This is a genomic window from Thalassospira tepidiphila MCCC 1A03514 (assembly GCF_001662875.1).
GTDB classification, from domain to species: Bacteria; Pseudomonadota; Alphaproteobacteria; order Rhodospirillales; family Thalassospiraceae; genus Thalassospira; species Thalassospira tepidiphila.
In genome coordinates, this window is record NZ_JPVZ01000012.1 from 89096 (window position 1) to 103207 (window position 14112).

Below are 14112 nucleotides of genomic sequence, written 5' to 3' on the forward strand. Positions count from 1 at the left end.
TTTCGGAGCAGTCGAACGTGGGCGGCTTGTTACAAACACTCAAGGGTCTGGGACCAACGCGGCTGATGGCTATCAGTGGCGTGGGCGTGTTGTTGCTTGTCTTCTTTGCATTCCTGATCATGCGTGTTTCAGCCCCGAACATGGAACTGCTCTATCGCGATCTGGATCCGGCAGACGCCAGCCAGATCGTAAATCGCCTCGAAGACCAGCAGGTTCAGTACCAGTTGCTGAACAACGGTACCGAAATTCTTGTGCCGGCCGATCAGGTCAACCGCATGCGTCTGACCATGGCCGAAAGCGGCCTGCCGACCGGCGGCTCTGTCGGGTACGAAGTATTTGACAATTCCGACGGCTTTGGCGCCACCAGTTTCGAACAGAACATCAACCATGTTCGTGCCCTTGAAGGCGAGCTGGCCCGCACGATCGCATCCATTCAGGCGATCCAGCAGGCACGTGTTCATCTGGTTCTGCCAAAACGTCAGATGTTCTCACGTGAAACCCAGGAAGCCAGTGCCTCTATCGCGGTCAAGATGGCCGGTGGCGAACTGAAACCCGAACAGGTTGTTGCCATCCAGCATCTTGTGGCTGCTGCGGTGCCCCAGCTTGATCCAGGCAAGGTATCGATCATTGATGAACGCGGCCGGTTGCTTGCGCGTGGTGATGGCGAACAACAGTCGTCGACATTCCTGACCCAGACCGCCGATGAAATGCGCATTCGCACCGAAAGCCGCCTGCGCAATACCATCGAAGATCTTCTGTCGCGCTCCCTTGGTTACGGCGAAGTCCGCGCCGAAGTCTCGGTCGAAATGGACTTCAACAAGATCACGACCGCCAATGAGCGGTTTAATCCGGACGAGCGCGTCATTCGTTCCAGCCAGACGATTGAAGAAAACGCGACCAATTCCGAGACCGAGGGCACAGATCCGGTAACACTGCAGAACAATCTGCCGGATGCCAATTTTGATGCCGCCAACGGTGCAGGAACCCAAAGTCAGGAAAGCCGCACCGAAGAAACGGTCAATTACGAGATTTCCAAAACAACCACCACACAGATCAAGGAAATCGGCGAGATTTCACGTGTGACGGTAGCCGTCCTTGTTGATGGCACCTATACCACTGATGAAAATGGCGAGCGCCTGTATCAGGAACGCTCCCCGGAAGACCTTGAAAAGATCGCAGCACTCGTGCGCAGTGCCATCGGCTATGACCCGCAGCGCAGCGATCAGGTCGAAGTCATCAACATGCAGTTCGCTGATACTGCCGACCTGTTCCCGGATGAAGAGATCGAGACCTTCCTTGGCCTCGACAAGGCTGAGATCTTCCGCATCGCCGAGATGCTGGTGCTGGCGATTGTTGCCATCCTCGTCATCCTGCTGGTGGTACGCCCGCTTCTGACCCGTGCGTTCGAAACTCTGCCGAGTGCGGCGGATATGGCACAGCGTCAGCTTCTCGCCGATGATATGACCGCCGATGGCACGCCGGCCCTTGAAGGTCCGGCACCCGTTCCGATGGCACCTGGCATGGATGACGGCGAAGAACTGATCAACCTGTCGCAGGTTGAAGGTCGCGTGAAAGCATCCTCGGTCAAGAAGATTGGCGAGATCGTGGAGAAACACCCGGAAGAAGCTCTCTCGATCATTCGCAACTGGCTGTATCAGGAGAGCTAATTCTCCTGACAGTTATCGGCTCACTGGCAGCCGCAGGGCTGCCTTCCTTTTGTTGCTCAAGGCGTTTTAGCAGTTCGATATGACGGCCATTGAAAAGTTCACATTCTCACTCAGCTTCGACGATGCCGACAACGTAATCCGTTCGGCAGGCAAAGAGGATGAGCACTACGAACTGGGCACGAAAAAGAAGAAAAAGAAAGAAGAGGAAGCCCCGCCGCCCCCGCCGCCTGTCTATACAGAGGAACAGGGTGCACAAATGGTCGCCGATGCCGAAAAGCGCGGCCACGAACAGGGTTTTGCCGAAGGTCACAAACAGGGCTTTGACGAAGCCCATCAGCAAATCATGGCGTCGCTTGAAAAGGCGGTTGGCGATGTGGAATCCGAAATCGCCGAAAAGCTCGCCCAGATTGACGAGCAGCAGAAGCGCGCCAACGCCAAAATCAACGAAGACGCTATTCATGTTGCTCTTGGTGTCATTCGCAAGCTGGCCCCGGCCTGGTCGAAACAATACCAGATGACCGAAATCGAAGACATCGTGCGCCAATGTCTTGCCAACCTGTTTGAAGCCCCGAAAGTCATGATCAAGGTCAATCCCGACCTTGAAACAGAAGTCGGTGCAGCAGCCCAGCGCATTGCAGACTCTCGTGGCTTTTCCGGCAAGGTTGTTGTGGTTGGCGAACCCGACGTCGCAATGGGTGATTGTCAGGTATCCTGGGGCGATGGCACGGCGGTTCGCGACAGTACCCGGATATGGTCGGAAATCAACGCCATCATCGACAATGCTCTGACCCTGCATGCCAACGACCATGATCTGCCCGAAAGCGATATGGGCGATCCCGAAATTCAGGAAAGCCGCCTCGCCCCCGAGGCGAAAGCCCCGGCACAGCCTTCTGCACCGGTTCAGCCAAGCGGACCGGCACCGGATCAGGTCGAAACCGTAAATCAGATCACACCCGAGATGCCATCCTCCGCAGAACCTGCTGAGCCCGGCTCTGATACGCAAGAAGGCGATGGCACCGCGGCGCGGAATATGCAAACATTGCAAGAAGATACGAAGGCTGAATCGGCAACCACCGATGGCGCGATACACGGACCGGAAACGGACACGACACCGCCGCCACAGCCGACACCGGAACCAGACATTACAGATCAGGCGGAAAACAAGCCTGAACCACAAAAAGACCAGACAACGGCGACAGCGCAAGGCCCTGCACAGCCTGGTAATTCCGGCCCGGAAACCGAACAGACGGCTGCGCAGGAAGACCCGACGACCACAGCCGATAAAACGGCTGCTGTGAAGCAACCGACCAAAGACGCAGGAGACGAAAATGGCTGATGATGACGATCTGGAACTCTCGGAGCTCGACGACGATAACATCGAACTCGAGGGCGAAGGGACCGAACTTCTTGCTGCGGCCGAAGCCGGCAGCGAGCAGATGAAGACTTCCAAGGATCTCGAAGCCGTGTACGATATTCCCGTTCAGGTTTCGGCAGTTCTTGGCAAAGCAACCATGCAAGTCAGCCAATTGCTGAAACTTGATCGTGGTGCAGTGGTAGAGCTTGACCGTAAAGTTGGTGAAGCTATTGATATCTATGTGAACAACCGTCTCGTCGCGCGCGGCGAGGTGGTGGTCGTGGAAGACCGGCTTGGTGTGACCATGACGGAAATCATCAAATCCGAGAAAAGCTAACGTAAGAGAGGATATCCGACTATGGCCGAAGGGGGGACTAAAACGTCGTTTGACATTGCGACAGTCGGGGGACTGGCCATTGGCTTTGCGTTGGTGATTGCTGCAATCATCTTTGGTGGATCGCCGGGTGCGTTTATCGATATCCCCTCTGTCCTGATTGTTATCGGCGGTACAGCAGCCATCACGGCTGTCAGCTTTGCGCTGGGCGAGTTTCTCGGCTCTGGCAAAGTGCTAATGCGCACGATTTTCCACAAATCGCGCAATCCGGCGGATGCGGCACTTCAAATTCTTCAGCTTGCCGAAATCGCCCGCAAAGGCGGTGTTCTGTCCCTTCAGGGGCATCTTGATAGCCTGCAAAGCGAAGAATATCTCTGGAAAGGCTTGTCGCTTGTCGTTGACGGCACCCCGCCCGAGGAAGTCGAAGCCATCATGCGCAAGGACATGAATGCCACCATCGGCCGCCACCAGAAAGGTGCGAACATCATGAAAAAGGCCGGTGATGTGGCACCGGCAATGGGCCTGATCGGGACGCTGATCGGTCTGGTGCAGATGCTGGGCAACCTTGATGATCCGTCATCGATTGGTCCGTCGATGGCTGTTGCGCTTTTGACGACCTTCTATGGCGCGGTTCTGGCCAACATGGTGTTCATGCCGCTTGCCGGGAAGCTTGAACGCAACTCCAGCGACGAGGAACTCTTGAATTCGGTCTATATGGTTGGTGCTGTTTCCATCGGTCGACAGGAAAACCCCCGTCGTCTGGAAATGCTGATCAACTCGATCCTGCCGCCGTCAAAACGCGTCAGCTACTTCGATTGATCGTGAATGTGAATATGGTGGTTCTGGCGCATCAACGCTCTTGTGATGCGCCGGGTCCCCGAAACTGATCGGAAAGAGATGATACGATGCAGGTACTGATCGTTGGTGGACTGGGCGGACAGATAGGCGCAGCCAGCAAGATCGCAATGGCGCGCGGCGCATCGGTCCAGTTGGCCGAAAGTGTCACGACTGCGCTTAACATCCTGCGGGCGGGCAACCGGATTGATCTGGTTATGGCGGATATCACCCTTGATGTCGCCGCCCTGATTGAGGGCATGGTTGCTGAGCGCATCACGACCCCGGTGGTCGCGTGTGGCATCGGCAATGACGTCAATGGTGCGGTCAATGCGATTAAGGCAGGTGCCCAGGAATTCATCCCCCTGCCCCCAGAAGCCGATCTGATTGCCGCAATTTTCGAAGCCGTCACCGAAGAAAGCCACGCGCTGATTCATCGCGATGCGCGCATGGCCGAGACACTCCGACTGGCAAGTCAGGTGGCCAACAGTTCGGCATCCATCCTGATCACCGGCGAAAGCGGCACCGGTAAGGAAATCATTTCGCGCTATGTGCACCGCAAGTCCAACCGTTCGGACAAGCCGTTCGTTGCGGTCAACTGTGCAGCCATCCCCGACAACCTTCTGGAATCCGAACTGTTTGGCCATGAAAAGGGTGCCTTTACCGGTGCCCAGGCAAGACGTATCGGCAAGTTCGAAGAAGCCAATGGCGGTACCCTTTTGCTTGATGAAATCAGTGAAATGGATGTGCGCCTTCAGGCCAAGCTTCTGCGTGCCATTCAGGAAAAGGAAATTGACCGGCTTGGCGGCAAAAGCCCGGTCAAGGTCGATGTCCGAATTCTTGCGACCTCGAACCGCAATCTTGAGGCCGAAGTCAACGCCGGCAACTTCCGCGAGGATTTGTATTTCCGCCTGAACGTCGTCAATCTCGACATCCCGTCACTGCGCGAACGTCCCGATGACATCCCGGTTCTGGCCGAGTTCTTTGTCAAAAAATACTCTGATGCCAATGACGTTCCGGTCCGCCCGATCAGCCCGCTTGCGATCCAGCGCCTGCTGTCTCACCATTGGCGGGGCAATGTCCGCGAACTTGAAAATACCATGCACCGTGCGGTTCTGATCGCCGGTCCCGATGAAATCGGGCCAGAAGCCATCATGCTGTCTGGCGAAAGCAGCGCACCCGCCCCGGCAGCCGCAGCCCCAGTATCGCAGGCCCCTGCACCATCTGCGTCTGCACCGGCCCCGTCTACGACAGCACGCGCCAGCTCGGCCTATGCCAGTGCAAATGCCGCCTATGGCGCGGCATCATCGGCCTATCAACCCAGCGCACCGGCTCCTGCACCATCTACCCCATCCGCACCGGCGCATGAGGCCCCTTCTGGGGATGATGACGCAGACAGCGGCGATGACGGCGCGTCCGATGACAGTACTGCTGGAAACGGTTCTGTGACCTCGGCACTTGTCGGGCGTACTGTTGCTGATGTCGAACGTGATCTGATCATTGATACGCTCAAGCATTGCTTTGGCAACCGCACCCATGCGGCCAACATTCTGGGCATTTCCATTCGGACCCTGCGCAACAAACTGCGCCAGTATACCGACGAAGGACTTGCTGTCCCGGCCCCGGGCGACGGTCACGACTGAACATGAAATTTCGGCGCGCTGTCCCCATCTTCAAGGCAGGTAAAGGCGCAACGAACATCGAGCAAGCAACAGGATAACAAGCAAAGACAATGGCCGAAGGTCAAGACATCACACCGACTGGTTCCGGCGGCTCTGACGGCCCCGGCGGCGGTGCGCCGGGCGGGTTAAATCTCGGCGCCATTCAGTCGCGTGTCGCTTCGGCCATGAAACGTGGCGATATCGCCATGGCGCTCGGCTTTATCATGATCCTTGTGGTCATGATGTTCCCGATGCCGCCCTGGCTGCTTGATTTCATGCTGGCGCTTTCGATCAGCTTCTCTGTGCTGATCCTGATGACATCGCTGTTCATCCAGAAGCCGCTTGAATTCAACTCTTTCCCGACAATCCTGCTGGTGGCGACGTCGCTCAGACTTGCGCTGAACATTGCGACAACCCGACTGATCCTTGGCTATGGTCACGAAGGTACTCATGCCGCCGGTGCCGTGATCGAGGCCTTTGGCAGCTTCCTGATTTCGGGCAATTTCGTCATCGGGATTATCGTCTTTGCCATCCTTGTCATCATCAACTTTGTCGTCATCACCAAGGGTTCCGGCCGTATTGCCGAGGTCGCGGCACGCTTTACCCTTGATGCGATGCCCGGCAAACAGATGGCGATTGACGCCGACCTGTCATCAGGTCTGATCAATGAAGAACAGGCAAAGGCCCGCCGTAAGGAACTGGAAGATGAAAGTTCCTTCTTCGGGTCGATGGATGGTGCATCGAAGTTTGTCCGTGGCGACGCGGTTGCCGGTATTCTGATTACGTTTATCAACGTGATCGGCGGCATCATCATCGGCACCGCCCAGATGGGCCTTTCCCTTGCCGAGGCCACCGAGACTTACACGATCCTGACCGTCGGCGATGGTCTGGTGTCCCAGATCCCGGCCCTGATCGTTTCGACCGCAGCAGGCCTTCTGGTCACCAAGGGTGGTCTTGATGGCGCAACCGAAAAGGCCGTTTTCGGGCAGGTCAGTAATTATCCGGCGGCCCTTGGCGTTGCTGCCGCCCTGATGGCGGGCATGTCCCTTCTGCCGGGCATTCCGATGATCTGGTTCCTTGGATTGGCGATCGGGTTGGGGTATCTCGCGTACTACATGGGCAAGCGCCAGAAAGAAGCCGTCGTTCAGGAACAGATGAAAGAAACCCAGGCCGCGGCCGATGCCGCTGGCCCACCGCCAGAAGAACCCATCGCCAATGCGTTGCGCATGGACTATGTGCGTCTTGAACTTGGCTATGGCTTGCTGTCGCTGATCAGTACCGAACGTGGCCAGAAACTGACCGATCAGATCAAGGCACTGCGTCGCCAGCTTGCCGGTGACATGGGCTTTGTCATGCCGTCGGTGCGCATTCAGGACAACATGCAACTGCCCGCCAACACCTATGTGCTCCGCGTCAAGGAGATCGAGGCAGGCCGTGGTGATCTGCGCCCGAACATGTTGCTGGTGATGGATCCGCGCGGCGAGGAAATTACCCTGTCGGGCGAAAAGACGATGGAGCCAACCTTCAACCTGCCGGCCATGTGGATCGAACAGGGCATGAAGGAAGAGGCAATGTTCCGTGGCTATACGGTGGTTGATCCGCAAACCGTGATCACGACGCACATCACCGAAGTGATCAAGGATCACATGCCCGAACTGCTGTCTTATGCCGAAACGCAAAAGCTGCTTGATGAACTTGATGAAGATCAGAAAAAACTGGTCGAGGACATCGTTCCCGGTCAGGTTTCCGTCGGCGGTGTTCAGCGCGTATTGCAGAACCTTTTGACCGAACGCGTTTCCATCCGCGACCTGCCGACCATCCTTGAAGGCATTGCCGAATCAACTGCCTTTACCCGCAACCCGACCTTCATGACCGAACATGTCCGGTCACGACTGGCGCGTCAGTTGTCGGATGTGAATACCAATCAGGACGGCGTCATTCCGCTGGTCACCATGTCGCCGCAGTGGGAACAGATCTTTGCCGAAAGCCTTGTTGGTCAGGGCGAGGAAAAGCAGCTTTCCATTCCGCCAAGCCAGCTTCAGGAATTCATCAACAAGGTCAGAACCACGTTCGAGCGCCTTGGCATGATGGGCGAAAGCCCGGTCCTTCTGACCAGCCCGGGCATCCGGCCATATGTTCGATCCATCGTTGAGCGTTTCCGCCCGAGCACCGTGGTGATGTCGCAAAACGAAATCCACCCCAAGGCACAGCTGAAAACGCTGGGGCAGGTCTGATGCGCATGATCAACCAAACCGCCCTGCTTGCGGACATGACAAACCGGGGGGAACTGAATGCGTCTTAAGACCTTCACCGCCCCCACCATGACCGAGGCGATGGGGCTCGTTAAAGAGCACATGGGCACTGATGCCATCATCGTATCCACACAGGATATCCCCGGCAGTGGCGTGCGCCTGACGGCCGCCCTTGATCGTGATCCCGACTATGGCGATGACGACGGTCCGGCCCCTGCCCTTCAGGAACAGCTTGATGCGGTTGAAGCCGCCCTGACGCGGCATAATTTGCCGGAACGGCTTCGTATTCGCCTGTGCGATCTGATGGGGCGCGAAACGGCTGCTGCATCCGAGCAACAATTGCTGGCCGGTGCGCTTGATGAAATCTTTGATTTCTCGCCCCTGCCGGAAAAGAATACGCCGCGCGCGCTGGCCTTCGTTGGCCCGCCCGGATCAGGTAAAACACTGGCGGTTGCCAAAACCGCGGCACGTGCAGTGATGAAAAAACGCAAAGTTGCTGTTCTTTCAACCGATTACAAACGTGCCGGTGGCATGGCACAGCTTGAGGCCTTTACGCGAATTCTCAAGATTGATCTGCTTGCGGCGAAATCACCGGACGATCTCAAGGCGCGCTTTGGCGAAATCCGCGAAGCCGATGTCATCCTGATCGATACGGCAAGCTGCAACCCCTATCTTGAAACCGAAATTGGCACGCTTCGTGAATTCATGAAAGCGGTGCCGAGTGAACCGGTGCTGGTGAACCCTGCGGGGATTGATGCCTACGAGGCGGCTGACATTGCCAATGCCTTTGCCGATGGTGGCGCAACACGTGTCGTGATCTCGCGACTTGATGTTGCCGCCCGACTTGGCGGTGCGCTATATGGAGCCGATTCAGGAAATCTTTCCCTTTGTAATGTCAGTATGACAGCCCAGGTTGCGGACGGCCTCACCGCCCTTAGTCCCCTTGCCTTGGCAAAACTTCTGATACCGTCCCATCGCGCTGATACCGCGAAACCGAGCTTCTCCGAGGTCGTGAAATGACTACCAAGTCTGATGCATCACCCAAATCTGCCCCGCGGGCCAAAGGCCGCAATGTCCTTGCAGTTGCATCTGGCAAAGGCGGCGTTGGCAAGACCTGGTTTTCCATTACCCTGACCCATGCGATGGTTCTCGAAGGCCACAAGACCCTTTTGTTTGACGGTGACCTTGGCCTCGCCAACATCGACATTCAGCTTGGCCTGATGCCGAAATATGATCTGGGCGGCGTGATTGCCGGGCGGATCAGCCTGAAAGATGCAGTCACCCACTTCCCCGATGGTGATTTTGATATCATTGCCGGGCGCAGCGGATCGGGCAGCCTTGCCAACCTGCCGGCCACCCGGCTTCAGGCGCTGTCGGACGAATTGCTCCAGACCGGCAAGGAATATGATAAGGTATTGATCGATCTTGGTGCCGGTGTTGATCAGGGCGTGCGTCAGATGACCGGCCTTGCCAATACGGTGATTGTGATTACCAACGGCGACCCGACCTCTTTGACCGACGCCTATGCCTTTATCAAGATCACCCATATGGCCCGCCCGAAAACCGATATCCGGGTGGTGGTCAATATGGCCAAGGACAAGAAAGAAGGTCAGGCGATCTATAACAAGCTTCTCAAGGCGTGCGAGGGCTTCTTGAAGATTTCGCCGCCTTTGCTTGGCGTTATTCGTGCGGATTCCAAGGTATCGGAATGCATTCGCAACCAGACGCCACTTTTGACCCGTCATCCGAACTGCGATGCCGCCCAGGATATAGAGGCAATCGCCCAAACCCTTCTTGAGGAGTAGGTTGTCATGACGCTCCCGCCACAAGCAATATCGCCCGGCCCTGCCGTCGGTGGACATGCTTCGGCGGGTGGTACTGCCGGGCAGGCCAATCAGGGTTCGGTTCCGGCACAAATCAATGCAACCGTCACAACCGCCACCCCGCAACAGGTCGCTGCCGCACTGGCAAAGCTCCCGGTCGAAACGTTGTTGCAGGCATCGGTTCAATCACAATCGGGCAATCAACTGACCCTTGCCACCGCCCTTGGTTCGGTCACGGTCAGGATCCCCACCCCGCTTCCAAGCAATCTCGGCGATCTTCTGTGGGCCCGCATTCCGACAACCAATCCCGGCACCGGCCAATCCGCAACGGGCGGCACCCCTGCCGATGGCATGCGCCTGCAACTTTTGCCGCAAACCCTTTCACCGGGGGGATCCGGGGTGACCGGTGCCCTTGCCAACGGAAGTATCGCTGGCAGCAGCCTGACACCCGGCCAGACATTTGGCGCGGTGACGACATCCATCCTGACCATGCCCAATGGCACCCAGTTGCCCGCCGGAAGCCAGACACAGGTCATATTCCTGGGTCAGGGCACGGTAACCGCACAGCAGGCCGCCAATGCCATGGCATCCGCGGCCCAAGCCGGTTCTGCTGGTTCGGCGGGTATGGCAGGTGGCGCCGGCACGGGTGGTATGGCTGCCGGAATGGGACCAACCATTGCCGCACAAACAGCCGCTGGGCAGGCCCCAGCTGGTACCTTGATGCTGACCGGGACAGTCTTGCCCCCTGACAGTGCTGAGGCCCGCCTGCTGCCGCAGGGTTTCACAGCCCTTCGCACCTCTGCCGGGATTGTCGGCATCAAATTGCCGGTTCCCGCGCCCACGGGCGCAACCCTGTCATTTAACGTTGATCCATCGGGCGGTGCCAAGGTATCGACATCCGCCCCGATGACCGAGGCACAATTGATCGCGCGCGGTCAGGCCGCCGCCCTTACCCATGACTGGGACAGTCTGCACAGGGCGGTTAGCGCCCTTCAGCAACATGATCCCGGTGCAGCACTCAGCATGCTAAACAACATTCCCCAAGCGGGCCCCAAACTGACCACCACCATGATGTTCTTCTTTGCCGCCATGACAGGCCAAGGCGGCAGTTTGCGTGGCTGGCTCGGCGATCGCGCCGCGACCAGCCTGGCCACACTATCCGATACAGACGGTGGCGGGCTTAAACGGCTTGAAGGTGATTTTGCCCAGCTGCGCGCGATGGCAACCGAAGAACGTCCGGATGGCTGGCGCGTGATGGCGATGCCGTTCAATATGGGCGACAAGATCGAACAGCTTCAATTGGGCTGGCGGCATGGTGATCGTGAAAATGATCCCGACAAACCCGATGATCAGGGCACGCGTTTCTTGCTGGATCTGTCTTTCAGTGTGGTAGGCCACACCCAGCTGGATGGCCTTGTGAAGGGCGAGGATAGCAAGTTTGATCTGATTGTCCGCACCGAAAACGCGCTACAATCCCATAACCGCGATGACATTCGCGGCATCTTCCGCGAGGCTCTTCAAATTGCCGGTTACACCGGCCATATCCTGTTTCAGGATGGGTCGCGTTTTGTCGAAATTGCCCCGGTTCCCGATGGCAAGGACCCGCATTCCCATCACGGGATCGAAGCATAAGCATCATCATTCTGAAATGAATGCTTTTCCTGCCTTGGGCGCGGACGTATCCTTGAATTTACCTCTTATGACAACGGTTGGAAGCCATGCTTGAGATTTATCAGCGCCGTAATCTGATCCAGACAGAGCCGAACCCGGGCACAAGGATTGATTATGTCGTTACCCTGCAAAGCAATCTGACCGGTGCCAAGGATGTCTTTCCAGCCCGCCTGACGCTGCGTTATGTGCCGGACCGCCTGATCCTTAAAACCAGCAATCTCGCGGAATATTATGCGGAGATCGCCAGTATCGAGTTTGAGAATTTCGAAGCCGCCGCCGTTCTGTTGATGGATGATTTCAACAACGAACTGGTGCCGCGCTGGATCAGCCTGCGCCTGGGCAAACAGACAGCTGATAACGATCAGGTCTTCCACCACGAAACCGCCCTTGAAGACCGTCAGCCCAAATGGGGCAACCCGCGCCTTTTGGATCGTCTGGAACGTTACTAGAGAGTAAGATAAACTTTGAACGAGATATACAAAGCAACTTGCCCTCATTGCAAAGCAGTACATCCGTGTCGGATTGAATGTGAGCATCCAGAAATTGGTGGCGATGAGATTTTAGCTTGGCGAACTGATTGGAGAACTCTCACATGTTTAGTCTGTGAGAGAGCTTTTGTGGAAACCTGCTATAGCCAAGAGGATGACTTCTACGTTGTCCCCCTACCCGACGGACAAGAAGACTACATCCACAACGAAACTAAAGATTATTTTCCCAAACCTCAAAAGTGGGAACCTCCTGAGTGGGTAAACGACCTGCTAGATACTGATAAACATATAGACTTACGAACAGTACTTCGCGAAGTGTACAACTGTTTAAATACGAATTCGCTTATTCTAGTAACTATCGGAATCCGGACCTGCTTTGATATAGCTTCTGACATTTTGGGAATTGATCAAAACCTAAGCTTTGCTCAAAAAATTAAAATTCTTGGTGAGAGTGGAGCTATCGCGGACGCGGCTGTCAAAGAAATAAATATTCTAGTACAAGCAGGAAATGCGGCAGCCCACCGGGGCTGGTCTCCCTCCGATAATCAAATACGCCTCTTACTCGAAATACTGGAACTTTTCTTAGTTAAGGCAGTAGTAAATATCGAGAATGATAATGACAGGGCTAAAGCGCTTGAAGAACTAGAAAATGCAATCCCTGCTAGAGGAAAAGCCTGAATTCAACGGAACGGGTTCCCGTGCACCCACTGGGTCAGGGAATAGCGAAGACCCGCCGTGGTCGGTGCAACGCGGTGCAAAACAAAGCTCGGAAAGAAGATCGCGGATCCCCGCGCCATCGGTGCATCGATAAAATGCCCGGCCGGGTTAAGCTGCAATTGTCCGCCTTCATACTGATCGGGTTCGGAAAGCTGGATCACCATGGTCAGTTTTCGACGGCGCGCAACGTCTGATGCGCCTACATCACTATGCCAGTCATAATGGCCGCGCAAATCCCCGGCATAGCAGGCAATCTGGGCATCCTCGGCAAACTCTGTCAGGGAAAAGTCAAAGACGTTGCGATTGACATCGGCAACCAGATCGACAATGCGCCGACAAACAACCGGTTCCTGTTCTTCGTTAAACCAGGTGATTTTGGATCGGCGAATATGGGTCGCTGCCTGCCCCTGTACGAGGCCACCCTCATCCATCTCGTGGGCAAATCCATTGATCAGGCGGTCACAGGTCGCCGGATCAAGCGCATCCGGGACAATTGCAAACATTTCTTCAGGGAACATTTACGACACTCTCCAGGCCGCACGGGCCTTTTGATTTAACGTCTGGGGCCCAAGATTATTCTTTGCGACAAGATGCTCTTAAGACCAATCATCGCGCGATACCAGAAAATTCAAAACATGTCATCGATCCATGTTCGTGTATCTAGCCACGCAGTTCAATCACCCGCCCACCGGCGGCTGCACCGTCTTCAGGGTCATGGGTTACCATCAGGGTCGGCAGACTGTTCTTGCGGCACAAATCAAATACAAAGGACCTGATCTGGGACCGAAGGCCACTATCGAGTTTTGAAAATGGCTCATCAAGCAACAAGGCACAAGGTTCTGACAACAGAACCCGCATCAGGGCCACCCGCGCGCGCTGCCCGCCTGATAGCGTTGCCGGATCACGATCATAGAACCCGTCCATCTCGGCGCTGCCAAGGGCTGCCTCAACCCGCGCACGCCGGGCCGCACGCCCCTTGATATGCGCGGGCAGGGCAAAGGCCAGATTGCCGCCCACCGAAAGATGGGGAAACAGCAAGTCATCCTGAAACAGAATGCCGACATGGCGGTCTTGTGGTGCCAGCCCATCAAGCACCCTGCCATCAAGAACCACCTGACCGGTCACCTCGAACGCATCGGGCAAGGTGCCACAGATATGCCCAAGCAAACTCGATTTCCCCGATCCGCTGGGCCCCATCAGGGTCACGATCTCGCCCGGCGCAATGGTCAGATCGACCGCAACCAGTTCGCGCCCGTCAAGGCACACCCGCACATCACGCAATTCCAGACCGTTTTTGGCTGCTTCAGGCAT

General features: G+C 56.3%; 13 protein-coding genes. 11 read left to right on the forward strand and 2 right to left on the reverse strand.

Annotated elements, in window-relative coordinates:
• Nucleotides 1–65 precede the first annotated feature (65 nt).
• The 11 genes from fliF (at nucleotide 66) to TH4_RS18990 (ending at nucleotide 12762) form a co-directional block, all read left to right on the forward strand.
• On the forward strand, nucleotides 66–1667 hold the full coding sequence (gene fliF, locus TH4_RS18940; RefSeq protein WP_008891640.1) for a flagellar basal-body MS-ring/collar protein FliF: 1602 nt from the start codon (nucleotides 66–68) through the stop codon (nucleotides 1665–1667).
• A 79-nt stretch (nucleotides 1668–1746) separates the two neighbouring features.
• Nucleotides 1747–3003, forward strand: a complete 1257-nt coding sequence (locus tag TH4_RS18945) for a FliH/SctL family protein (protein WP_064782360.1) — start codon at nucleotides 1747–1749, stop codon at nucleotides 3001–3003.
• Nucleotides 2996–3358 (forward strand): flagellar motor switch protein FliN, encoded by a 363-nt coding sequence (fliN, locus tag TH4_RS18950; RefSeq protein ID WP_064782361.1) that lies wholly within the window; start codon nucleotides 2996–2998, stop codon nucleotides 3356–3358. Before TH4_RS18945 ends, fliN begins: the two co-directional genes overlap by 8 nt.
• A 21-nt stretch (nucleotides 3359–3379) precedes the next feature.
• Nucleotides 3380–4174, forward strand: coding sequence for a motility protein A (locus TH4_RS18955; RefSeq protein ID WP_008891637.1), 795 nt, complete (start codon nucleotides 3380–3382; stop codon nucleotides 4172–4174).
• An 86-nt stretch (nucleotides 4175–4260) separates the two neighbouring features.
• A complete protein-coding gene (locus TH4_RS18960; protein WP_064782362.1) occupies nucleotides 4261–5832 on the forward strand; it encodes a sigma-54-dependent transcriptional regulator in 1572 nt (523 codons plus the stop codon).
• 89 nt (nucleotides 5833–5921) lie between these two features.
• Nucleotides 5922–8084, forward strand: a complete 2163-nt coding sequence (flhA, locus tag TH4_RS18965; protein WP_157097810.1) for a flagellar biosynthesis protein FlhA — start codon at nucleotides 5922–5924, stop codon at nucleotides 8082–8084.
• Between the two features lie 57 nt (nucleotides 8085–8141).
• Nucleotides 8142–9122, forward strand: a complete 981-nt coding sequence (locus TH4_RS18970) for a flagellar biosynthesis protein FlhF (protein WP_063087470.1) — start codon at nucleotides 8142–8144, stop codon at nucleotides 9120–9122.
• Nucleotides 9119–9907, forward strand: a complete 789-nt coding sequence (locus TH4_RS18975; protein WP_008891633.1) for a MinD/ParA family protein — start codon at nucleotides 9119–9121, stop codon at nucleotides 9905–9907. Before TH4_RS18970 ends, TH4_RS18975 begins: the two co-directional genes overlap by 4 nt.
• A 6-nt stretch (nucleotides 9908–9913) precedes the next feature.
• Nucleotides 9914–11557, forward strand: coding sequence for a hypothetical protein (locus TH4_RS18980; RefSeq protein ID WP_064782363.1), 1644 nt, complete (start codon nucleotides 9914–9916; stop codon nucleotides 11555–11557).
• An 86-nt stretch (nucleotides 11558–11643) separates the two neighbouring features.
• Nucleotides 11644–12045, forward strand: a complete 402-nt coding sequence (locus TH4_RS18985) for a hypothetical protein (RefSeq protein ID WP_064782364.1) — start codon at nucleotides 11644–11646, stop codon at nucleotides 12043–12045.
• Between the two features lie 168 nt (nucleotides 12046–12213).
• Nucleotides 12214–12762, forward strand: coding sequence for a DUF4145 domain-containing protein (locus tag TH4_RS18990; protein WP_064782365.1), 549 nt, complete (start codon nucleotides 12214–12216; stop codon nucleotides 12760–12762).
• Nucleotides 12763–12764: 2 nt separating this feature from the next.
• On the opposite strand, the gene TH4_RS18995 is transcribed toward TH4_RS18990, so the two are convergent.
• Together TH4_RS18995 and TH4_RS19000 are read right to left on the reverse strand one after the other, a co-directional pair.
• Nucleotides 12765–13319 carry a prolyl hydroxylase family protein gene (locus TH4_RS18995; RefSeq protein WP_064782366.1) on the reverse strand — a complete coding sequence of 185 codons (555 nt, stop codon included), beginning with the start codon at nucleotides 13317–13319 and terminating at the stop codon, nucleotides 12765–12767.
• A 142-nt stretch (nucleotides 13320–13461) separates the two neighbouring features.
• Nucleotides 13462–14112: an ATP-binding cassette domain-containing protein gene (locus TH4_RS19000; RefSeq protein WP_064782367.1), complete on the reverse strand. Its 651-nt coding sequence runs from the start codon at nucleotides 14110–14112 to the stop codon at nucleotides 13462–13464.

What these genes read in the sequence shown, in the direction of transcription:
- fliF (WP_008891640.1), top strand. Translation starts at nt 66, where the DNA reads ATGGCTATCAGTGGCGTGGGCGTGTTGTTGCTTGTCTTCTTTGCATTC.
- TH4_RS18945 (WP_064782360.1), top strand. Translation starts at nt 1,747, where the DNA reads ATGACGGCCATTGAAAAGTTCACATTCTCACTCAGCTTCGACGATGCC.
- fliN (WP_064782361.1), top strand. Translation starts at nt 2,996, where the DNA reads ATGGCTGATGATGACGATCTGGAACTCTCGGAGCTCGACGACGATAAC.
- TH4_RS18955 (WP_008891637.1), top strand. Translation starts at nt 3,380, where the DNA reads ATGGCCGAAGGGGGGACTAAAACGTCGTTTGACATTGCGACAGTCGGG.
- TH4_RS18960 (WP_064782362.1), top strand. Translation starts at nt 4,261, where the DNA reads ATGCAGGTACTGATCGTTGGTGGACTGGGCGGACAGATAGGCGCAGCC.
- flhA (WP_157097810.1), top strand. Translation starts at nt 5,922, where the DNA reads ATGGCCGAAGGTCAAGACATCACACCGACTGGTTCCGGCGGCTCTGAC.
- TH4_RS18970 (WP_063087470.1), top strand. Translation starts at nt 8,142, where the DNA reads ATGCGTCTTAAGACCTTCACCGCCCCCACCATGACCGAGGCGATGGGG.
- TH4_RS18975 (WP_008891633.1), top strand. Translation starts at nt 9,119, where the DNA reads ATGACTACCAAGTCTGATGCATCACCCAAATCTGCCCCGCGGGCCAAA.
- TH4_RS18980 (WP_064782363.1), top strand. Translation starts at nt 9,914, where the DNA reads ATGACGCTCCCGCCACAAGCAATATCGCCCGGCCCTGCCGTCGGTGGA.
- TH4_RS18985 (WP_064782364.1), top strand. Translation starts at nt 11,644, where the DNA reads ATGCTTGAGATTTATCAGCGCCGTAATCTGATCCAGACAGAGCCGAAC.
- TH4_RS18995 (WP_064782366.1), bottom strand. Translation starts at nt 13,319, where the DNA reads ATGTTCCCTGAAGAAATGTTTGCAATTGTCCCGGATGCGCTTGATCCG.
- TH4_RS19000 (WP_064782367.1), bottom strand. Translation starts at nt 14,112, where the DNA reads ATGCCTGAAGCAGCCAAAAACGGTCTGGAATTGCGTGATGTGCGGGTG.